Source organism: Natronorubrum halalkaliphilum (genome assembly GCF_009834785.1).
In the GTDB taxonomy this organism is placed as follows: domain Archaea; phylum Halobacteriota; class Halobacteria; order Halobacteriales; family Natrialbaceae; genus Natronorubrum; species Natronorubrum halalkaliphilum.
The window spans coordinates 23,651-44,865 of record NZ_WUYX01000008.1; the positions used below are offsets into that span (position 1 = coordinate 23,651).

Sequence of the window (21,215 nt, forward strand, 5' to 3'; positions counted from 1 at the left end):
GAACTCGTTCCATGCAATCGCCAGACGGAGCGCCGACCGTAGCAAAACACTTATATAGAAGTGCTGACGACATAGTTAGTGAGGATTCAACAATGGCACAACAGCGACGCATGGGCGGACAGCCTATGTTTATTATGAGCGAGGATAGCCAGCGAACGCAGGGCCGCGACGCCCAGTCGTCGAACATTATGGCCGGCAAAGCGGTCGCCGAAGCCGTACGCACGACACTCGGGCCTCGCGGGATGGACAAGATGCTCGTCGACTCCAGCGGCGAGGTCGTCATCACCAACGATGGCGCGACCATCCTGAACGAGATGGACATCGAACACCCCGCAGCCCAGATGATCGTCGAAGTCGCCGACTCCCAGGAAGAGGAAGTCGGCGACGGAACGACGACGGCGGCCGTGATCGCTGGGAACCTGCTTGGTGAAGCCGAAGACCTCATCGAACAGGACGTCCACGCGACGACCATCGTCGAGGGCTATCACAAGGCCTCCGAAATCGCCCTCGAAGCGATCGACGAGCAGATCAGCGAAGACGCCGTCGACGACGACGTGCTAAAACAGGTCGCCGAGTCGAGCATGACCGGCAAAGGGACCGGCGGCCTCACCGCCGAGTCGCTGGCCGAAACGGTTGTCGGCGCGATCCGTCACGTCGAACTCGACGACGGCGTCGCACGCGATAACGTCGCCGTCCACACCCAGATCGGTGCCTCCTCGAACGCGACGGAACTCGTCCCCGGCATCGTCATCGACGAAGAGCCTGCCCACGACGCGATGCCACGCGAGGTCGAGGACGCCTCGATCGCCGTGCTCGACGTCGAACTCGGCGTCCGAACGGGCGAGATCGACGCCGAGTACGCCATCGACTCGATCGATCAGCTCAACACCGCGATCGACGCCGAGGAGAGCGAAGTCCGCGGCTACGCCGAGACGGTCGCCGAGAGCGGTGCCGACGTCGTCTTCACGACCGACGATGTCGACGACCGCGTCTCCACCTACCTCGCTAACGAAGGCGTCCTGGTCTTCGAGAACGTCGGCAACAGCGACGCCCGCGACATCGTCTCTGCGACGGGCGCACGCCGCGTCGGTGCACTCGACGACCTCGAGGAGTCCGACTTCGGCCAGGCCGACCGCGTCCGCGCCGAGAACTACGGCGACGACGACCTCGCGTTCGTCGAGGGCGGCGCAGCCGCCGAGTCCGTCACCGTCTTCGTCCGCGGCGGGACCGAACACGTCGTCGACGAACTCGAGCGCGCAATCGGTGACGCACTCGACGTCGTCGCGACCGCGCTGTCCTCCGGCGAAGTCGTTCCCGGTGCAGGCGCGACCGAGATCGCCATCGCGGACAAGATCCGCGAGGAAGCCGCCGGTATCGAGGGCCGCAAACAGCTCGCCGTGACGGCCTTCGCCGACGCACTCGACATCGTTCCCCGGACCCTCGCCGCGAACACCGGTCAGGACCCGATCGACGCACTCGTGGACCTTCGTGCCGCCCACGAGTCCGAGGGCCGCGCCGGTCTGATCACCAGCGGTGAAGAGGTCACCATCGACGATCCCTTCGAGTACGGCGTCGTCGACCCCGCCGACGTCAAACGCGAAGCCGTCGAGAGCGCGACCGAAGCCGCAACGATGATCGTCCGCATCGACGACGTCATCGCCGCCGAGTAGGCTTTTCTCCTCGTCTTTACGGTTTTTGTGGACAGTCGTCTCCGTTCAGCTATCGGGACAGTCAGCTGGCCAACAGTGTTAACCGTTAGCAAGGCCCAGTTGAAACTGTATCATGTCCAAAACCACTCGAGATCGCGTCACACCAGTCAATGACATCGCCGATCGTCCACTCGATTACGACGACGAGCGAGGCACGTATCACGCCTGGTGTGTGGACACGGATTACGAGCCGGCGAGTACGGCGGTACTGATGGCGGTCTCGTCAGTGCGTGATATCGACCCGGAAAATCTCGAGCAGCTCTCAGGCCGTGTCGATCCCGACGCGTTGAACGCGCTCGTCGGTCACTGGACCGAAAGCGGGTCACGGACAGGGGATAACTCGATCGGGTTTTCGTTCGCCCAGTGTGCTGTAACGGTCCACGCTAATGGGGAAATCGTAATCGACCCCGATCACAGCCCGGGCGAGTCAGTCGAGCCGTAACTGACTGCCATACCGGTCGTCACGCGAGACGGTTGCGTGTGGCTCTTTTTCCCAACCCAGTGGTGAACTGTCGGTGTTCTCTCGGTCAATCGGTAGCTCCGACGCTGGCCACCCCTGGGACAATTCCATCGCCGGGACCGTGATGTGAATCGGTCGCTGACTGCCGTGGGTGATCGGATCAGCGGTTTCGACTCGAGTTCGTCTGTGTCCACAGTTCTCTTTACCTTCTCCGGCATATAATACAGAATCTATTTAATTAAAGAATTATCACTACTAGACGATGGCTGATCGGCGATCACAGACGCGACGACGATGGCTTGGTTCGTGTGCGAGTGTTGCAGGCGTAACAGCGCTTTCCGGTTGTTCTGGCGGCGAAGAAACCGAGACTGGAGGTGATGGAAACGATGGGAGTGACGGGGAGGAATCCTCGAGTAGCGATTGGCCGATGTACGGTGTGGATCTGCAGAATACAGCACATCAGCCGAATGTAACAGGACCAGACGGTGACAGCGTAACAGCTCGCAAAGTACATGATATGGGTGGAGGCAGTTCGTATCCGGTCGTCGTTGTCGACAATTACCTCTATGCGACAAGCCGAAATGGTGTGGTACTTGCCTTTGATCGTGAATCTGAAGAGCTACTCTGGGAAGAAGACGGTCATGGTCCGTTGATGGCTCACGATGGAACAATCTACGGGCCACGAGCCAGCCATAGCGTGTATGGATATGATATGGAGAGTGGTGCTCGGTGGGAGTCTACTGAAGTCGAACTTGATCGAAGTCTAAATCTCAATAACGAACCGATACCGACTAATAACGGTGTCTTTGTGATTTCTGATGATCACGTATGGAACGTTGATTTTGACAGCGGAGAGTACACAAGTACTCATGAGTATTCCCAGTATTCGCGCGACTTAATTGGAAATACAGACATTCCTGCATACAACAATGGAATACTATACCACGCGAGGGGTGTCGAACTGTATGCATTAAACGTTGAGACCGGTGAACACGAGTGGATCGTTAAAGGAGAGAACGTAATGCACAGTGGAAATCCAGCAGTAGCTAATGGTAAGGTCTACATCACAAGCGCTGACGAACAACTCTACGCGTACGATGCCGAATCCGGTGACGAAATCTGGACAGTAGAAACGACCACACAAGTTGAAACAAGTCCCGCAGTCACTGACAAGAAAGTGTACTTTGGAGATAACCAACGAGTAGCAGCTGTAAATGCAGAATCTGGAGAGATTGAGTGGGATATTGACATAGCCATTCCTGAGTCAGAGGTTGTGATTGCAGACGGTGTCGTTTATCTCGCTAATTCACTGGGCCTTACTGCATTAGATAGCAACACAGGTGGTTTGCAGTGGGAATTAGAACTTGATGGAGGATTCACATCGCCACCAACAGTATCTGATGGAGTCGTATATCTCCCTGCGTTGAATAACAGCCTTTACGCAATAGAGGACACGTAGGCGCGCTGTAACACTATTCTATCTTCAGATACGTTAGGATCCTTTATTAAGGGATTGAGCCTTATCCTCCTAACCTAAGCGATGAATTTCATTGTCGATTGAACGAGAACGTCCAAAACACCTCGCTACGGACAATCTTCTTTTACAGGTGTGGTGTGTTCTTTACTAAACTCTGGCCCGGTCTCACCCCAGAGTGGCGAACACAGTTGCCCTGGTGCGTCCCCTCCGAGTTGATTATCGCCAACCCCGGGAGCACCCTGTGGTAAGAATTGTGGAGCAGGAACAACCACAAGAACCGATTGACTATTTTCGTAGCTGATTGGATCGGTTGATCCTAACTCGAGTCCGTGTCCATCGGGTGTCCCTAGTACGACGTCCTTGTCTTCTCGGATGTAGGTTGTTGACTCAGTTACCGATGGATCTCCACTGGTTGCCTCTACCTCAAAACGAGCATATTCCCCTTCAAGTTCGATCTCCCACGCATCGACCTGTAGATAGAACAATGGTGGCCACGGGACTAATGGAAAGCCAGGTTGGCCAACCTTGTTGTTGTACCCGGTTCCCATCGGTGCAAAATCTATGTCGTCGTTGATTTCGAGTGGGCCAGCACCTGCAGCCCGAACTGCCGGTACTTCGGTTTGGTTGACGGCCGCTTGCGAAGAATGGTAAGTGGGTGAACCGTCGACATCGACGTGAACATCGTTCAGTACATCGGAGGTATCGATCTCAGAACCGCCTTCATCCTGTAACATCTCTTCACCTGAACCGAGCATTTCGTCGAGTAGATCCATCGGACCACTGATGATATCATTTACCGAATCAAGAAGTCCACCTAATAAATCATTGATGAGATTTTCACCACCTGTCGTCACTTTCTCGTGTTCGCTTGCCAACTCGTGGACATATTTGTAAATGGTATTGAAATATGTCTGCCGAGCCTCCATCGTAGCGATATCCGGCCCATTATCGAAGTCATCGTGCTCGGTTACAAACTCCGATTCCATTTCTTCAACGCTCTCATTGATTTCCCTCATCGGACTTTCATCGGCCGTCAGCATCTCCGTGATCTCGGCTTCTACCGGTTCGATTTCCGCCACCGTCTCGTTGTGTACTTTCATGAGATCTCCCCAGACGATATGGTTATGAAGCTGGTCCTGATTCCGAGGTGAAAGCGGAATATCCTCGTCGAAACTGTCGTCGTAGTTAATCGCACTTCTGAAATCGCTCGTCGATTCGATATTCCTAGACCGGTCCTCCAGCCAATCTTCGAAAGACGAGTGACTACCGAAGTTGCTGCCGAAAAATTCTTTCGTCACTTCGTCGGCTGCACCCTCCCAGTTGTTCGGAGCTGCTACGTACGGGTCTGGAGATCCCCCAGAATCGAGCACGTGCTCGACATCGCTTGGATCGGTCTCCAGATTCGGAGCGAATTCTCCATCGAGTTCGAACGAAGCGGTATAATTGGTGTGCCGATCCGCTGATTCCCACACATCGAACGAACTATTCGTGGTCGTATCGTTCCAATAGCGGTATGTGAGATATCTCATCTCAATCTCGATGTCGACCTCAACAAGCGACCGATCGAGGTTGGAATTACCGTTGTCCGCGGTTACTTTGTCAATACGAGCGTCTACCTCCGTGTTGAACGTATGTTCATTACGGTTGTGTTCAGTATGATTACTAGCATCGTATTCGTCCGGGAGACGAGGAATGGGATGACTGGTGAGGCCATCACTAGAGGGAGGATTGCTAATACTTCCGACAATTGTGTTAACCGTATAGACATCATTGATCGCGTTTCTGGTCTGGTCGTAATCGAAAACAGCATCGTTCCTAAGGTCATTCAGACTATCCTGAACGCCTGAGATGGCATCATTCTCATCTTCTATCGTGGTGTCATCAGTTCGTTCATTCTCATCGTCATCATAATAATCCTCGAGATATTCTTCACTAAACCGCTCAGTCTCGTTTAATCCCTCTCGCATCTCGGCTTCAAGAGTGTCCTGTCCGAGACCGGCTTCCATCTCGTACATCGCCATATCCGCAAAGGGGTGGCCTTGAATGGTCCCGCTCTTATCGATATTCCCGAGCAGACCCGAGATGATTTCCTCGATCGTCGGCATGTCGGGTAACTCGCCGTCCGGAGAGACGACTCCGTCCGCACAGAGATCATCGACACTACTGACGTTCTCGTCAGGATGGAGTTGGGCAGCGATATCGTCGAAATCGTAGTTCAGGTCGAGTGCACTCTCCGAGAGGTCGTAGGCCATGCACACGAACGGCCCCGCCATCACGCGATTCCCATAGTCGTCTTGCGTTCCAAACACCTCCTGTTGGGCCGTCAACCGCGCGTCGTTGGCCATCACTTCCGTGTGTTCGTTCGGGGTAACGTTCTCGAAGGCACGATCCGCGGGATCGCCGAGCAACCGATCGTAGTAGGCCTTCCCCCAGGTCAGCGGCCACATCCGTTTTGCGAGGTCGTAGCCGTACCCCTCGCGGTCCTCGATACTCTCGAGCATCCCCTTGTTCAGATGCGTTTCGTACTCCTCGACGCGGTCGTGGAGTTCCATCATCGTCGTCCCCACCGAAACCGTAACGTTGCGCGTCACCGCCGTCTCGAGGTCCCCATCGCCGTCCCGAACGGCGAACTCGACATCCCGGATCGTTACGTCCATGATCCCGTCGTTCTCCTCGAGGGTGACGGAGTCGAGGGCCGACTCGAGGTCGTCGTTGTCGGTCCAGTCGTCGACCTCGGGCATCGAGACGGCGACAGTCCGGCCCTGACCGACGGTCTGTTCCCGGCCGTCGAGCGCCCTGGTGGCTTCCGCGAGGATCGTAAGTCTCGTCTGGTCTTCGAACGCGGTGTCGCCCTCGAGTACACCCTCGAGATCGGAATCGACGCTCGTCACCGGCGAGCGGACGACTTCGTCGGTCGCTCTGACGGTCGCCTGTCGGATCTCGCTGGTCGCATACGCTTCTCCCCGATCGATCGCCCGATCCGTACCGCGATCGATCTCCGGTTCGCCGCGCGTCTGCAACGTTGCGGCGATCATGACCGAACTCATGAGGAGCAACACGCCGATAACCGCGAACGGAATTCGCGCTCTGTCATCGGCCGCGAGCGAAATCGTTCCGGGCCGTTCGCCTCTCATTCGTCCCAGCGCCGGATCGGTAGCAGGACGTTTTCGGCCCGCAACGGCCCGGAGACCGCTCCAGTGTTTCGTTCGTCGCGTTCAGTACGCTGGTTGGCCAGAACGATACCGACAGGGCCATCCCGATTCATAGGGCAGTTGGGCCGCCCCTTCGTATTTAAACACTAACCGCACATTCCGTGAGTCTGCCAGGAAGCGAACGGTGGCTCACGCCGACGCGCTCTCGAGAACGACCCGATCGCCGACCTCGAGACCGAATTCCTCGTCGCCGCGGTCCTGATTGACGTCGAGTTCGACGTAACCGTGGCTTCCGACGGTCGCGAGTCGAGCACCGACCGGAACGGCGGCGAAGGTCTCGCCGACGGGAACCGATTCGCCGTTCGTGACGATTCGATCGTACTCCGCGAGGAAGGTACCGGGAACGTTCGTGATAACGTTTCCAAAGTCGTCGACGACGAGGACCTCGCCCGTCGCGCGGGTATCCTCGAGCGTCGGCTCGGGGAGGGCGAGATCAACGGGGTCGTTTTCAAGCGGCGAGAGCCACGCGAGCGACTCGAGGTCGTCGAGACGCGTTTCGTGTACCGTTCCAGCGGCGGGCGCGAAGATATCTCGGCCGTGGAACGTGTTGCTGGCGTTCACCGAGTTGGATCCGTGAGACGAGAGCGCTGTCGCGTTCGAACTCGGCGAATCGCCGCCCGCGGGATCGACCGACTCGAGACGCGACTCGTCGATGACAAACGATTCGAACGCCGCATCGTCGGCAAGTCGTCGCGCGACGGGACACAAGACGCCGTTGTCGGGGCCGACGAGCGTGTGCTCGCCCGCACGAACGACGAGCGCGTTGCGGTCGGTTCCGACGCCGGGGTCGATGACAACGAGGTGGGTCGCCATGGGAAAGTACGGGAGCGTTTCGCGAAGCCAGAACGCGGCTGTGCGGACGTCCTGTCGGGGAAAGTCGTGTCCGATGTCGACCAGTCTGGCGTCCGTTCGTCGACAGAGCACGCCTTTCATCGCCGCGGGGTAGGGCGTGCCGAAATCCGATGCGAGCGTGATCACGGGCGATGGTACGAACCGCTCGGCCAAAGTCGATGCGTCTCCGTCCCGGCGCCGGGGACGGCCACCGGACTCGAGAAGACAGACGGAACGGACCTATCGGAGAATCAGTCGCCGTTCGAGTCCGAGCCGCTGATCATCTGGATGCGCTCGATGCCGCCGATTTCGCCGACGACGTCGGCGACGGCTTCGGGGACCAGCGTCTCCCAGTCGCCGCCGTGGATCATCCGTTGGCGGACCTCGCTCCCCTCGAGGACCTCCCGATTAAACATGGGCGACTGGCGGATTTCGATGTCGGCCTCCCGAAACAGTTGGATGACGAGCGGGTTGTTCGAGTAGGCGACGTCGAAGTCGGGGCTCATGCTCTGGACGTGGCTCACCCAGACCGAGTTGCGCTCTAAGTCTTCGATCGGGACGGCGTAGGTCACGAGATCGTAATCCACGAGTGACTTCGTGATCATCATGATCCGTTCGCCCGCCGTGAACGGATTTCGAACCGTATGTGAGTCGTCGGCGCTTCCGATGCCGAGGACGAGTTCGTCGACGTCCTCCGCGATCTGCTCGACCATGCTAAGGTGGCCGTTGTGGAAGGGCTGAAACCGGCCAATGTAGAACCCCCGAGTCATGCCGAAACGTGTTGGTGCAGTGTGCTTAAGCGTGGCGAGTTTCCGACGAAATCGATCGCAACTTCGTCCATAGCGTGTAACCTCGCTGTCCATCTCCGCGTGTGAACACGGCGTACCGCGCTCGAGTCCGTCATCACGTCGTTTCGAACAGTAACTGATACTGTCGGACAGCAGTCACTGAGAAGTCGGTCGCAAATTCGCGGCCGTCATCCCCGAGGACGGCCGCAGTAGCGCGACTGATCTTCGAATTGTTCTGTCTGGCAGTATGACCGTTCGGTGTTGGATCGAACAGCCGGTCGTAGTTCGATTATCCTCAGTCATATTTTACTTATCACCACAACGGATGAAAACGACGGGCGAAATTCCCAATCGGTACTGTCGAACGCTGTGGAGCCGGGTTTCAGCCACTGTCACCATCCTCCGCATGGAGAAAGTATATCAGTGGCAATCCCTTCGAATCAGGTACTGAACAGAGTTCTATGAGCAACGATACGAACGTTGACGACCCTCCCGAAGACGCCACTGGCGCTGCGCCTGACGAGGAGCAGGCACAGTCACAGGACCAGGAGCAGGAGCCAGAGCGTCAGGGAGACCGGTCGCCGATCGAGGAGGACGGTGACCGAAACGACGATGTCGGCGACGGTGACGAGTTCGACGATCCGATCGACGATTTCGAGCCGGACTCGACCGACAACGACGACGATATCGAGACCGTCGAAGACCTCGGGAGTACGGTCGAAGTCGACCCCGGCGTCGAAGTCGACGAGGACATCGCCGAAGACGATCTTCTCGGCGGCCTCAAGATCGACTCGACGGAAGATATCGAAGTTCCCGACCGACTCGTCGATCAGGTCATCGGACAAGACGAGGCACGGGATATTATCATCAAAGCAGCCAAGCAACGCCGCCACGTGATGATGATCGGCTCGCCGGGGACCGGCAAGTCGATGCTCGCGAAGGCGATGAGTCAGCTGCTACCGCAGGAGGATCTCCAGGACGTTTTAGTCTACCACAACCCGGACGACGGGAACGAGCCGAAGGTCCGAACCGTCCCCGCAGGGAAAGGCGAACAGATCATCGACGCCCACAAGGAGGAAGCCCGCAAGCGCAACCAGATGCGGTCGATCCTGATGTGGATCATCATCGCGATCATCGTCGGCTACGCGATTCTCACCGTAAATATCCTGCTCGGGATTCTCGCGGCGGGTATCGTCTGGCTGATCTTCCGCTATACGAGCCGCGGCACGGATGCGATGGTGCCCAACATGATCGTCAACAACGGCGACAAGCGCACCGCGCCGTTCGAGGACGCGACCGGCGCACACGCCGGTGCACTGCTGGGCGACGTCCGTCACGACCCGTTCCAGTCCGGCGGAATGGAGACGCCGTCTCACGACCGCGTCGAACCGGGTTCGATCCATCAGGCCAACAAGGGCGTGTTGTTCGTCGACGAGATCAACACCCTGGACGTCCGCACCCAGCAGAAGCTGATGACAGCGATCCAGGAGGGCGAATTCGCCATCACGGGCCAGTCCGAGCGCTCCTCGGGTGCGATGGTCCAGACCGAACCCGTCCCCTGTGACTTCGTCATGATCGCGGCCGGGAACCTGGACGCGATGGAGAACATGCACCCGGCACTCCGAAACCGGGTCAAAGGGTACGGGTACGAGGTCTACATGGAGGACACCATCGAGGACACCCCCGAAATGCGGCGCAAGTACGCCCGCTTTATCGCCCAGGAGGTCGAACGCGACGGCCGTCTACCCCACTTCACCGACGACGCTGTCGAGGAACTCATCCTCGAGGCAAAGCGTCGTTCCGGCCGGAAGAACCACCTGACGCTTCACTTCCGGACCCTCGGTGGACTCGTCCGCGTCGCGGGAGACATCGCACGCTCGGAAGACCGAGAGTACACGACCCGCGATGACGTCCTGCAGGCTAAAGGTCGCTCGCGCTCGATCGAGCAACAGCTCGCCGACGACTACATCGAGCGCCGGAAGGACTACGAGCTGCAGGTCGCCGAAGGCGGCGTCGAGGGCCGCGTCAACGGCCTCGCCGTCATGGGCGAAGACTCCGGGATCATGCTCCCCGTCATGGCCGAGATCGCGCCCGCACAGGGCGGCGGTCAGGTCATCGCGACCGGCCAGCTCAAGGAGATGGCCGAGGAATCGGTCCAGAACGTCTCGGCGATCATCAAGAAGTTCTCCGACGTCGATCTCTCGGAGAAGGACATCCACATCCAGTTCGTCCAGGCCGGCCAACAGGGCGTCGACGGCGACTCCGCCTCGATCACGGTGGCGACGGCCGTCATCAGCGCCTTGGAGGACATCCCGGTCGATCAGACCGTAGCCATGACCGGCTCGCTGTCGGTCCGGGGTGATGTGCTCCCGGTCGGCGGGGTCACCCACAAGATCGAGGCCGCCGCCAAGGCCGGCTGCGACAAGGTCATCATTCCGAAGGCCAACGAACAGGACGTGATGATCGAAGACGAGTACGACGAAATGGTCGAGATCATCCCGTGTTCGAACATCAGCGAGGTCCTCGACGTCGCCCTGATGGGCGAACCGAAGAAGGACTCGCTGGTCGATCGACTCAAATCGATAACCGGCACGGCGTTCGATCAGGGACAGGGCGCCGTCGGCTCCGCCAGCGGCTCGAACCCGAGCCCACAGTAACAAAAGCGACAGATGGTTCAGTGGACGACGTTCGCCGGCATTACGGGCGTCGTCCTCGTGTTGCTTCTCGTTCTTTCACACCTCACACAGTCGGCGTTCGATGACGGCGATCTCGAGCGCGAAAGCGGAGACGACGTCGTCGCGACTGCCGGCGAGAGAGCGATCGATCCGGACAGCTCGCGATCGAACGCAACCGTCGATTCGGAGGGTGTGTCCGACGCGGCGACGACGCCGACGTCCACGGGCGCAAGCGTCGACCGAGAGTCCGGCGACGCAGCCGATTATTCGGCGCAAGGTCGCTCGAGTCGGGAGTCCGACGAGCCAGTGGGGTTCGATGAGTTCGGCGACGTCGGCGAGTTCGATACCGACCGCGACCGCGAGGAACTGAGCGAACAGCCACCGGAGCGCGAGTACGACCGCGGCCGGAGCGTCGATCCCGAATCGCTGTCGACCGGAGCGCTCCTGGCAAACGTCGCGTTTTCACAGGGACTGTTCGCGCTCGTGTTGCTCGGTGCGGTGCTCTATACGGGCATTCCGGCCGACGCCCTGGGCATCGAATTCTCGGTTGCGTACCTCGAGCAGGGGCTGTTGCTCGGTGCGGCTGCCGGGATCGTCCTCTACGTCGCAAACGAGATCGGAGCGGCGACGGCGACTCGGCTCGGATTCGATCACGACGAAGAGCTTCGCGGGCTGCTGGCTCCGGATTCGATACAGGGGTGGCTGGCGCTCTTGCTCGTCGTGCTTCCGATCATCGCCGTTTTCGAGGAGTTGCTCTTCCGGGCGGCGCTGATCGGCGTCATCTCGGCCGGCTTCGGCGTCTCGCCGTGGCTGCTCGCCGTGGTTTCGTCGGTTGCATTCGCCGTCGGTCACGGGGTTCAGGGATCGGTCGGCGTCGTCGTCACGGGCCTTCTCGGGTTCGTTCTCGCGGCGATTTTCATCGTCACCGGGAGCTTTCTGGTCGTCGTCGTCGCCCACTACCTGATCAACGCGTTCGAGTTTATCGTCCACGAAGGCGTCGGCCTCGAGTGGAGCCGGACCCTCGAAAGCTAAGGGAAAGGGACTATTCAGTATCGGTATGAACAGTCTCGACAATATTCCCGAATCCGTCTATCGGCTGATCTTCCTCGGAATCGTGCTCTACTTCGCACTGCTCGTGTACGCAACGGTCGGGAACGAACCGCTGGCGGCGTTCGCCGCGTATTTCCTCTTCGGCGTGATCGCAATCGGCGTCGGGACGGTCCTCTACCTGCAGGCCGACAGGGATCGCGGCTCGCCGGCGATGCTGGGTGCGGCCGTCTGTCTCGTCGTCGGCGGGATGCTCCAGTTCGCGTTCCTGTTTACCGGCGTTCCGATACTCGACGATGCGTCCTCGCTCGTGGTTTTCGTCGGGATCGGACTCTACATCTACACTGTCTGGTACGCGGATTGAGCCGCTCCGGGCGGACGTGTTGGATCCACCGATCCATCGATCAACACGCGTAGCTGACCCGCTCGTTCGACGTCGGATCACCGACCGGCCCGTCCGAGTCGACCGGCTGTTCGACGTGATAGATGGTTAGCGACTCGACGCCGTGCTCGAGATCGAGACGCTCACAGAGTGCCGCCGCCGCCGGCTCGTAGTGGGTGTCGCCTGCGTACCGGATCTCGTTGCCGTATCGCTTCCAGAGCGTGGACGGATACCGCTCCCCGTCGGGCGGTCCGTCGAACGCGACGTCCCCGCCGTTGATCGCGTCGATCGTCTCGCCCGACTCGAGTTCGGCTTCGGCGACGTACCAGCTCGTGGAATCCGGCGGATTCGGCGCGAAAAAGGCCCAGCTCGCGTCGGACAGTTCGTCGTCCAGTTCCGGCGCCGGCGAGTCGACGAGTCCGACTGCCGTTACCTGCCAGACGACCGTCGTCAGCAACACACAGACGAGGAACACGGAACTCGCCACGTGAGCGATGCGCCGAACGCGAGGGGGAACCGCGGGAATGCCGGGCGTCGCCGATTTGGTCGCGGCCGTTCGGAGCGACGGCGATAGCTGAAACTCGAGGGGCGCGTCGGTCTTTGAAACGATAGTTCTCAGAAGGTCCTCGACGCGGTCCCAGGCCCGCGGCGGGAGAAACAGGAGCAACGCGGCGACCATGACGAACGGAAAGACGCCGAGGCGCATCGTCGCGGCCATTCCGACCTGTGCGACGACGAACGCGGCGACGAGTGCGATCCGAAGCCGATCGGTAAACAGGACGAGAAACACCGACGAGGTGAGCAGGCCGATCCAGAACCAGTTAGCGACGGTGAGAAGCGTAGCGTACTCCGCGAGCAGCGGGCCGAGTGCGGTAAAGTACTCCTCGAGGCGGAAGATCCGTCGGACGGCCGTACCGGACAACCAAATGTCGCTCTGGAACTTGAGCGCCGCGTTGACCGCGTAGATCGTCACGAAGTGGAGGAGAATCGTCACGGTGGCCATCGAGCAGCGGCGACGACCGGCCTCGTCGTCCGGACGGCGGGGGTTTCCGAGCGACCACCGGGCGTCGAGTGGCAGGAACAACCCGAGGAAGAGAAACGAGAGCAAAATCGTGTCGCCGCCGTTGAGCACGTGCGGGTTTCGGGCGTACAGCGAGGTGAGCAAGACGAGCGAGACGGCCGTCGCGAGCCGGGTTCGGTAGCCGACGAGCAGGGAGACGGCGGCACAGCCGGCGAGAGCCAACAGGAGCCCCTGGACCCACGCCGATCCGGACAGGGCGTGGAGCGACCACGTCGCGAACAGCGGATACGTCTCCGCCAGCGCCGAGCGGGGAAAGACGCCGGCGTCGGTGTAGAAGGTCACCAGCCCCGGCAGCCGATAGACGGTCAGATCGAAGAGCAAGAGGAGGCCGAGCGCGATTCGGAACGCGCCGAGGGCTCGCGGATCGATTCCGAGCCGCGGCTCGACGACTGCGCGCAGTGACTCGAGTCCCGGAGACCGCTGGTCGGTTCCGTTCGAAGAGTGCTGTCGGGAGGGAGTCATTCGGGGTGACCTGAGTGTCGGTCACAGCGTTACAAACAGGAGTACAAGTGCTTTGTCGTCGCTCGCTTGCAGTTCGGGTACCGCAGACGGCATGCGTTCGCGGAACCGGTGGTTCGGACGATGGTGACGGCGTTCGCGGAACGCAGTGAGCCGGACGATGGTGACGGCGTTCGCGGAACGACTCGAGAACGAGCGCCCACCGGCGTCACGGACCGCTATGCGATACCGACGAAACGCCGCTACAGTTACAGTCCTTCGAGCGACCGCAACTTCTGTTCGACGGCCGGCGGCGCAGCGCTCGGCCCGTCGCGGACGCGGTGGTCGGGAATCAGGATCGGTGCGGGGTTCTCGTCGAGGGCCGTTCGGACGAGGATGACGTCGTCCTCGTCGTCTGGATCGAGTTCCGGCGTCATTCGGGTGAGTGCCTGGACGCTGACCTGCTCGCCGTAGGGAATACCGCGCACCTGTTCGAGAACCGCGCGCTGGTCGGTCGGAACGGTCAGGGCGACCTGCACGTCGGCGAAGTCGACCTCCTCGATTCCGTCGAGGTACTCGAAAATCTGATCGAGAACCGGGTGGTCGGATTCGGCGTCGTCCTCCGGGGTTGTGGGAAACGAAACGCGCAGGATACGCCCGCTGGCGGCACCGAGCTGGACGTATCGATCGAGATACGGTGATTCCTGCGCGTAGATTCCGGCGTCCGTGACGTCCTCCATAAATTCGTGTAGGTGATACGGACTTGAATATTCGCCGGTCGATGGCTGTCGCCCCTCGAGCGAGGGCCACAGCGGAACGCTCGGACTGGCTCGCAGCGCCGATTCGATGACGAACCGGCGCAATGACGCAAGCCTTTTGTACACATGAGTACGTTGATGTACAACAATGAACTCCGATACCGAGCTCGCTCCCGCGGTGGAGTCGATCCTCGAGGCCGCCCGGGAGCGGTCGGGTAGTGACGGTGATGTCGTGGACGTGGACGCGCGGTCGTTGTCCGACGCGTTGACGCGAGCGGAGGCCGACGGCCGCGTTCCGGTGATCGCCGAAGTAAAGCCCACGAGTCCGACCGCCGACGGCGCGCGCGAAGACGACCCCGTCGAACTTGCCGAAGCGATGGTCGAGGGCGGAGCGGCCGCGATCTCCGTGCTTACCGAGCCGAGTCACTTCGGCGGCTCGCCCGAAGCGCTCACTCGAGTTCGGGAGGCCGTCGACGTCCCCGTCCTCCGAAAGGATTTCGTCCTCGAGGAAGCGCAGATGGACCTCGTGGCGGCCGACCTCCTGTTGCTCATCGTCCGGTTCGTCGACGATCTCGAGGCTCTGGTCGCGGCCGCCCGCGAACGCGGGTTCCAGCCGCTGGTCGAGGTTCACGACCGGGCGGAACTCGAGACCGCGCTCTACGCGGGCGCGGACCTGATCGGCGTGAACAACCGGGATCTGGGGCGACTCGAGGTGGACCTCGAAACCTTCGAGTCCGTGGCCCCCCAGGCTCCGACTGACGTCACGCTGATCGCCGAGAGCGGCGTCTCGTCTCCCGAAGACGTTCGGCGGATGCGCAAGGCGGGGGCCGACGGCCTCCTGATCGGCAGCGCGATCATGGACCACGGCGCGGACGACAGCGACGTCGCCGAGAACACGCGGCGACTGGTCGACGCGGACGACGGTAGCGAGGAGGCATGAGCGGCGACCGACACACCCACGGAGACAATACATGAGCACGAGCGACCACGACGACGACTCCCAGCGCGAGCGCGACAGCGAGAGCACGTTCGGCGACTACGGCGGCCAGTACGTCCCCGAGGCCCTGATGCCGGCCGTACAGGAACTCGAGGACGCCTACGAACGCTACGTGCTCGAAAACGAGGACGGCTTCATGGACGAGTTCCGCGAGCGGATGCGGGATTTCGGCGGGCGACCGACGCCGCTCCAGCGCGCGGACCGACTGAGCGAGCGCTACGACCGCGAGATCTACCTCAAGCGCGAGGATCTGGTCCACGGCGGGGCTCACAAACTGAACAACGCGCTCGGACAGGTGCTGCTGGCCAAGTACATGGGCAAGGAGCGTATCATCGCCGAGACCGGTGCCGGACAGCACGGCACCGCGACCGCGATGGCGGCGGCCCACCTCGACATGCCCTGCGAGATCTACATGGGCCGGACCGACATCAACCGCCAGCGGCCGAACGTCTATCGGATGCGGATGAACGGTGCGGAAGTGAACCCGGTCACGGCCGGCAGCGGCACGCTGAAGGAGGCGATCAACGAGACGATGCGCGACTGGGCGACGACCGTCGAGACGACCCACTACGTCATCGGGAGCGTCGTCGGTCCGCATCCGTTCCCGAAACTGGTCCGTGACTTCCAGGCCGTCATCGGTCGGGAAGCCCGCGAGCAGATTCGAGAGCGGGCCGGCCGACTCCCCGACAGCGTCGTCGCCTGCGCCGGCGGCGGCTCGAACACGATGGGGACGTTCCACGAGTTCGTTCCCGACGACGACGTTGATCTGCTCGCGGTGGAGGCCGGCGGTTCGAGCCTCGAGATCGACGAATCGGCGGGACTCGCCCCGAACTCCGCGACGCTCTCGACGGGCACCGACGGGGTGCTCCACGGAGCCATGACGAAACTGCTCCAGAGCGAGGACGGCCAGATCATGGAGTCTCACAGCGTAAGCGCCGGACTCGACTACGCCGGCGTCGGTCCCGAACTGTCCTACCTCGTCGATACCGGCCGCGTCACACCGGCCAGCGTCGACGACGACGCCGCGCTCAACGGATTCCACCGCCTGTCGCGGCTCGAGGGGATCATCCCGGCCCTCGAGTCGAGTCACGCCCTCGGCTATCTCGAGGAGCACTACGAGGAACTCGGCGACCTCATCGTCCTCAACGTCTCCGGCCGCGGCGACAAGGACCTCGAGACGGTGCTCGAGGAGACCGAGAAGCGCGACCTCGAGGCCGCCCCCGAGGTCGAGGTGTTCGACGGATGACCGACGACCCGGAATCGACGGCCGACGAGTACGACAGCGACGTCGAAGCCGCCATTCGCGAGAACCATCCCGCGCTCATCACGTACCTCACTGCGGGCGATCCCTCGCTCGAGGAGACCAAGGCGTACGTCGAGGCCCTCGATCGCGGCGGCGCGGACCTGATCGAACTCGGGCTCCCGTTCTCGGAACCGATCGCCGAGGGGCCGACGATTCAGGCGGCGATCAACCGCGCGCTCGAGGCCGGAACGACGTCCGAGGGCTTTTTCGAACTGGTCGCGGACCTCGAGACCGAAGCGCCGTTGCTGGTGATGACGTACTACAACATGATCCTGCAATACGGGGAGCGCGAGACGCCACGCGCCTCGGACGGTGACGCGGATTCAGAACCACCGCGGAAAAGGCCCGACGTTCGGCCGTTCGTCGAACGCGCGGCCGAAGCCGGCCTCTCGGGAATCATCGTCCCCGACCTGCCGGCCGAAGAAGCCGATCCGCTGCGCGAGGCCTGCAACGACCACGGACTCGATCTCATCTTCATCGTCGCGCCGACGACCGAGGGCGAGCGTCTGGACACAATCATGTCTCAGCTCTCCGGGTTCGCCTACGTTCAGGCCCGACTCGGAACGACCGGGGCTCGAGGGGACGTCTCGAACGCGACCCACGATAGCCTCGCGCGGCTGTCGGAGTACGACGTCTCGGGACCGAATTCCGACGGCGTTCCAAAGGCGGTCGGGTTCGGCGTCAGCGAAGGCGATCACGCCGCCGAAATCGTCGAGGCCGGCGCCGACGGCGTCATCGTCGGCAGTGCGCTCATCGACATCGTCGCCTCGAGCGACGAGCCCGCCGCCGACCTCGAGGCCAAAGCGGACGAACTCAAACGGGGTGCCGTCCGCGGGGCGACGGGCGACGGCGACGGTGATGACGATGCCGAGGGTGACAGAGAAGGGAAGAACGACGACGAAAGCGACGACGAAGCGACCGCGAGGACGCGGTAGATGTACCGGAACCAGAACAGCCATAACTGCAAGCTTGCTACACTCCCGCAATGACTACGACAGGAATCGACGCACGACTCGACAGAATCGGCACAGACGGCTCCTACGTAATCGTCCCGATGGATCACGGCATCACGATGGGGGCCGTCCAGGGACTGAAGGACATCGAATCGACCATCGACGGCGTCACCAGCGGCGGGGCTGACGCGGTCCTCACCCAGCGGGGGATCGCGCCCCGCGTTCACGAGAACAAGAACGGTAAGGGGTACATCGTCCACCTCAACGGCTCGACGACGATCGGTCCCGACGAGCAGGACAAGCGACTGACCGGAACCGTCGAGGAGGCCGTTCGGGTCGGCGCCGACGCCGTCTCGTTCCACATCAACGTCGGCTCGGACCACGAACCCGACCAGATCTCCCAGCTCTCGGAGGTCACGGAAAAAGCCAAACGGCTCGGGATTCCGGTACTCGCGATGGCCTACGCCCGCGGTCCGGGCGTCGACTCCGAGGATCCCGAAGCGCTCGGCCACGCCGTCCGCCTCGCGGAGGAACTCGGCGCCGATATCGTCAAGACGGGCTACAGCGGCGACGCCGAGAGCTTTCAGCACGTCGTCGAGTCGACCCGACTTCCGGTCGTCATCGCCGGCGGCTCGAAAGGGACCGACCGCGAGACGGTCGACATGGTCCGGGGCGTGATGGACGCCGGCGGTGCGGGCGTCTCGATGGGACGTTCGATCTTCCAGCACGAGGATCCCGAAGCCATCGCGACCGCCGTCTCCGGTGTCGTCCACCACGACCTCTCGACCGAGGAGGCCCTGTCGAAGGCCGGACTGGCGCTCGAGGCCTGAATCGACGCGTATCGCACCCTTCTCCGACGCCGTCGATAGCGCGTCGCGATCGACTCGTCGACTGGATTCGCTTTCGGCTGCTTCTTCTGCGGGCCGGGTCAGAACGTTCCGATACACCCGAGCCATGACGTTCTGACAACAGGTTCGATGTCGGTCCCGTATCGGTACCGGATACGACGCCTGCGTCTGCCACCTGTTTACCCGTCGGTAGCCGTTGCAAGCCGAACAGACTCGCGTGTCTTGGCGCTTTGGGTTGTATGGAAACACTCCCAGCCGATCGAGTCGGTCCTCACAAGCGGCCTACAGAGGTGGTCATCGATGGCGAGTGAGAATTACCAGCAGGGCGGCGTTCAGGCGAGGCTCTCCGACTTTCTGGATGCGTACGGACTCGGCGTGCTGTTCGCGGCGAACGTCTTCGGTGCCGGATCGGTCTACATTCTCGCGGACACCGGCGCGAACTTCGCGTTTGCACTGCTGTGGGTGCTTCCGCTGGCCTTTCTCATCGACATCGCCCTCCACGACATGTCCGCACGGCTGGCGGTCTCACGAGAGCCGTTGACCGACTACATCGTCGACCTGCTTCCCGGTCCGAGCGGCCCGCTGCTCATCGTCTCGATGGCCATGATGAGCGCGCTCTGGTCGATCGCAAACTACGCGATCGCCGGCGCGGCGCTGGCGTGGCTCGTTCCCGGACTGGACAACGTCATCATCGGGATCCTGCTGGCCAGCGGCGTCGGCATCGCGCTCGTCGAGTTGCGTGTCTACGAACGGATCGAAGGGGCCATCGCGGCGATGGTAATTACGGTTTTCGGCTCCTACGGACTGCTGTTGGTCGGTCTCGACATCCCTGTCGGTGACGTCGCCGCCGGGCTCATCCCAGTCCTCCAGAGCGAGATCGGCTATCTCACGGCAGTCATCGCCCTGCTCGGGACGACGGTCTACTGGCCGAACTTCTTCATCCAGTCCAGCATGGGCCCGACCAAGGAGTGGAGCAACATCAGCACGTATCGGCGGGATAACGCCGCCGGAATCGTCACGACACTGACGATCGGCGCGTTCGTGATGATCGTCTCGGCGGTGACGCTGACCGAGGGACCAACGACGCTCACCGGCCCCGGCGAACCGCTCGCCGCTATCCTCGGCGACAGCGCGCTCTACATCTTCCTGTTCGCCGCGTTGCTCGCCAGCTTCAGTTCGGCGACCGGAACGCTGTTCGGTGCCGGCTACATGGTGCCACAGGCCTTCGGCCACCACACCCGATTCGGCGACGCGAAGTTCAGAGCGACGGTGGTCGGCCTCATCATCTTCTCGGCGATCGCCGCGTTCTGGCTGCTCGCGAACACCGGGCTTACGCCCGTCAGAATGGCGATCATCATGCCGGCCATCAACGGGCTGATTGCCCTCCCGATCACCGTCCTCGCGCTCATCGGCGCGGTCAACCGCTATCGGGACGTCTCGACGAAAGAGAACATCGCGTTCGCGCTGGTCGCGCTCGTCCTGTTGATCGGGAGCGTCACGACGGCCGAGTCGCTCGCAGCGACCATCTCGGGGTGGCTCTAGGTTCCCACAAGACGCTGTGCGAGACAGACCTCCGTTTCGCCGACGGAACGGATGGTCCGGTTCCCAAAGCCCGGACTATGCGTGACGAACAGTTATTCCACCCCGCCGTGTACCCGCCCCCGTGTCAGGGCCCTCGTTTCGGACGCATTTACTCGAGCGGACCGACACCGGGCAGTACACCGAACTGCTGTACGACGACGGGGTGAACGACGCGGTGCTGGTCTGTGCCGCCCACGGCGGACAGACCGAGCCCGGAACCGCCGAACAGGCGGTCGAGTTAGCCGCCAGACTACCCCGGGCTAGCTGCTGGGCATGTCTCGGCTACGACGAACACCACAGCGCGTTCGAGCTGTGGCATCCGCCCTCGAGCGCCTTCTCGCCCGACGCGTATCCGTTGCTCGCCGAGATCGCCGACCGCGGTTTCGAGACGGTTATCAGCTTTCACGGGCTCGACGACGACCGAGTTCTCGTCGGCGGCGGGGTCGATACCGACACGAAACGCCGAGTGAGCGATCGCCTCGAGTCGGCCGTCACCCATCCCGTCGAACCGGTCTCGTCGGGGCGGTACGCCGGCGTCAGCCCGAACAATTTCGTCAACTGGCTCTCGGCCGACGGCGGCCTTCAACTCGAGCAGAGCGCGGCCGTCCGACTCGACGAGGGCGACGCCGTCGTTGCCGTCCTGGAGAATTTGATCGAGCGCGGCCGTCTCTAATC

The 21,215-nt window shown here is 61.6% G+C and carries 18 protein-coding genes; 12 read left to right on the forward strand and 6 right to left on the reverse strand.

Going from position 1 to position 21,215, the window contains the following annotated elements:
* Positions 1–125: 125 nt before the first annotated feature.
* The 3 genes from thsA to GS429_RS01730 all read left to right on the forward strand — a co-directional run bounded on the left by thsA (position 126) and on the right by GS429_RS01730 (position 3,628).
* A complete protein-coding gene (thsA, locus tag GS429_RS01720; protein WP_160062232.1) occupies positions 126–1,670 on the forward strand; it encodes a thermosome subunit alpha in 1,545 nt (514 codons plus the stop codon).
* A gap of 112 nt (positions 1,671–1,782) precedes the next feature.
* A complete protein-coding gene (locus tag GS429_RS01725; protein WP_160062132.1) occupies positions 1,783–2,151 on the forward strand; it encodes a HalOD1 output domain-containing protein in 369 nt (122 codons plus the stop codon).
* A 535-nt stretch (positions 2,152–2,686) separates the two neighbouring features.
* A complete protein-coding gene (locus GS429_RS01730; protein ID WP_235920706.1) occupies positions 2,687–3,628 on the forward strand; it encodes a PQQ-binding-like beta-propeller repeat protein in 942 nt (313 codons plus the stop codon).
* A gap of 125 nt (positions 3,629–3,753) precedes the next feature.
* Here GS429_RS01730 and GS429_RS01735 read toward each other — a convergent pair whose 3' ends face one another.
* The 4 genes from GS429_RS01735 to GS429_RS01745 all read right to left on the reverse strand — a co-directional run bounded on the left by GS429_RS01735 (position 3,754) and on the right by GS429_RS01745 (position 8,459).
* On the reverse strand, positions 3,754–6,681 hold the full coding sequence (locus GS429_RS01735) for a DUF7286 family protein (RefSeq protein ID WP_235920702.1): 2,928 nt from the start codon (positions 6,679–6,681) through the stop codon (positions 3,754–3,756).
* A 95-nt stretch (positions 6,682–6,776) separates the two neighbouring features.
* Positions 6,777–6,911, reverse strand: coding sequence for a hypothetical protein (locus tag GS429_RS22355; RefSeq protein ID WP_268892265.1), 135 nt, complete (start codon positions 6,909–6,911; stop codon positions 6,777–6,779).
* A gap of 76 nt (positions 6,912–6,987) precedes the next feature.
* Entirely contained in the window at positions 6,988–7,836 is an 849-nt protein-coding gene (locus GS429_RS01740; RefSeq protein ID WP_328821186.1) for an SAM hydrolase/SAM-dependent halogenase family protein, read from the reverse strand.
* A gap of 104 nt (positions 7,837–7,940) precedes the next feature.
* The gene (locus tag GS429_RS01745; protein ID WP_160062138.1) at positions 7,941–8,459 is read right to left on the reverse strand and encodes a nicotinamide-nucleotide adenylyltransferase; all 519 of its coding nucleotides are present in this window, start codon (positions 8,457–8,459) and stop codon (positions 7,941–7,943) included.
* Positions 8,460–8,938: 479 nt separating this feature from the next.
* On the opposite strand from GS429_RS01745, the gene lonB reads away from it, so the two are divergent.
* From lonB to GS429_RS01760, 3 genes are read left to right on the forward strand one after another with little or no spacing between them, the layout of a single operon-like run.
* Positions 8,939–11,134 (forward strand): ATP-dependent protease LonB, encoded by a 2,196-nt coding sequence (lonB, locus tag GS429_RS01750; RefSeq protein WP_160062140.1) that lies wholly within the window; start codon positions 8,939–8,941, stop codon positions 11,132–11,134.
* Positions 11,135–11,146: 12 nt separating this feature from the next.
* Positions 11,147–12,184: a CPBP family intramembrane glutamic endopeptidase gene (locus GS429_RS01755; RefSeq protein WP_160062142.1), complete on the forward strand. Its 1,038-nt coding sequence runs from the start codon at positions 11,147–11,149 to the stop codon at positions 12,182–12,184.
* A gap of 25 nt (positions 12,185–12,209) precedes the next feature.
* The gene (locus GS429_RS01760) at positions 12,210–12,563 is read left to right on the forward strand and encodes a hypothetical protein (protein ID WP_160062144.1); all 354 of its coding nucleotides are present in this window, start codon (positions 12,210–12,212) and stop codon (positions 12,561–12,563) included.
* A 40-nt stretch (positions 12,564–12,603) separates the two neighbouring features.
* Here the strand turns inward: GS429_RS01760 and GS429_RS01765 are convergent, their stop codons facing one another.
* A complete protein-coding gene (locus GS429_RS01765; RefSeq protein WP_160062146.1) occupies positions 12,604–14,124 on the reverse strand; it encodes an HTTM domain-containing protein in 1,521 nt (506 codons plus the stop codon).
* Between the two features lie 245 nt (positions 14,125–14,369).
* Entirely contained in the window at positions 14,370–14,840 is a 471-nt protein-coding gene (locus GS429_RS01770) for an MGMT family protein (protein WP_160062148.1), read from the reverse strand.
* Between the two features lie 166 nt (positions 14,841–15,006).
* On the opposite strand from GS429_RS01770, the gene trpC reads away from it, so the two are divergent.
* The 6 genes from trpC (at position 15,007) to GS429_RS01800 (ending at position 21,213) form a co-directional block, all read left to right on the forward strand.
* Positions 15,007–15,798, forward strand: a complete 792-nt coding sequence (gene trpC / locus GS429_RS01775; RefSeq protein ID WP_160062150.1) for an indole-3-glycerol phosphate synthase — start codon at positions 15,007–15,009, stop codon at positions 15,796–15,798.
* A 31-nt stretch (positions 15,799–15,829) separates the two neighbouring features.
* Positions 15,830–17,101 carry a tryptophan synthase subunit beta gene (gene trpB / locus GS429_RS01780; RefSeq protein WP_160062152.1) on the forward strand — a complete coding sequence of 424 codons (1,272 nt, stop codon included), beginning with the start codon at positions 15,830–15,832 and terminating at the stop codon, positions 17,099–17,101.
* On the forward strand, positions 17,098–18,093 hold the full coding sequence (gene trpA, locus GS429_RS01785) for a tryptophan synthase subunit alpha (protein ID WP_235920703.1): 996 nt from the start codon (positions 17,098–17,100) through the stop codon (positions 18,091–18,093). Before trpB ends, trpA begins: the two co-directional genes overlap by 4 nt.
* A gap of 50 nt (positions 18,094–18,143) precedes the next feature.
* Complete coding sequence (locus tag GS429_RS01790) at positions 18,144–18,941, forward strand: 2-amino-3,7-dideoxy-D-threo-hept-6-ulosonate synthase (protein ID WP_160062154.1); 798 nt, start codon at positions 18,144–18,146, stop codon at positions 18,939–18,941.
* Positions 18,942–19,259: 318 nt separating this feature from the next.
* On the forward strand, positions 19,260–20,501 hold the full coding sequence (locus GS429_RS01795; protein WP_160062156.1) for an NRAMP family divalent metal transporter: 1,242 nt from the start codon (positions 19,260–19,262) through the stop codon (positions 20,499–20,501).
* A gap of 121 nt (positions 20,502–20,622) precedes the next feature.
* On the forward strand, positions 20,623–21,213 hold the full coding sequence (locus GS429_RS01800) for a poly-gamma-glutamate hydrolase family protein (protein WP_328821187.1): 591 nt from the start codon (positions 20,623–20,625) through the stop codon (positions 21,211–21,213).
* The last annotated feature ends 2 nt before the right edge of the window (positions 21,214–21,215 follow it).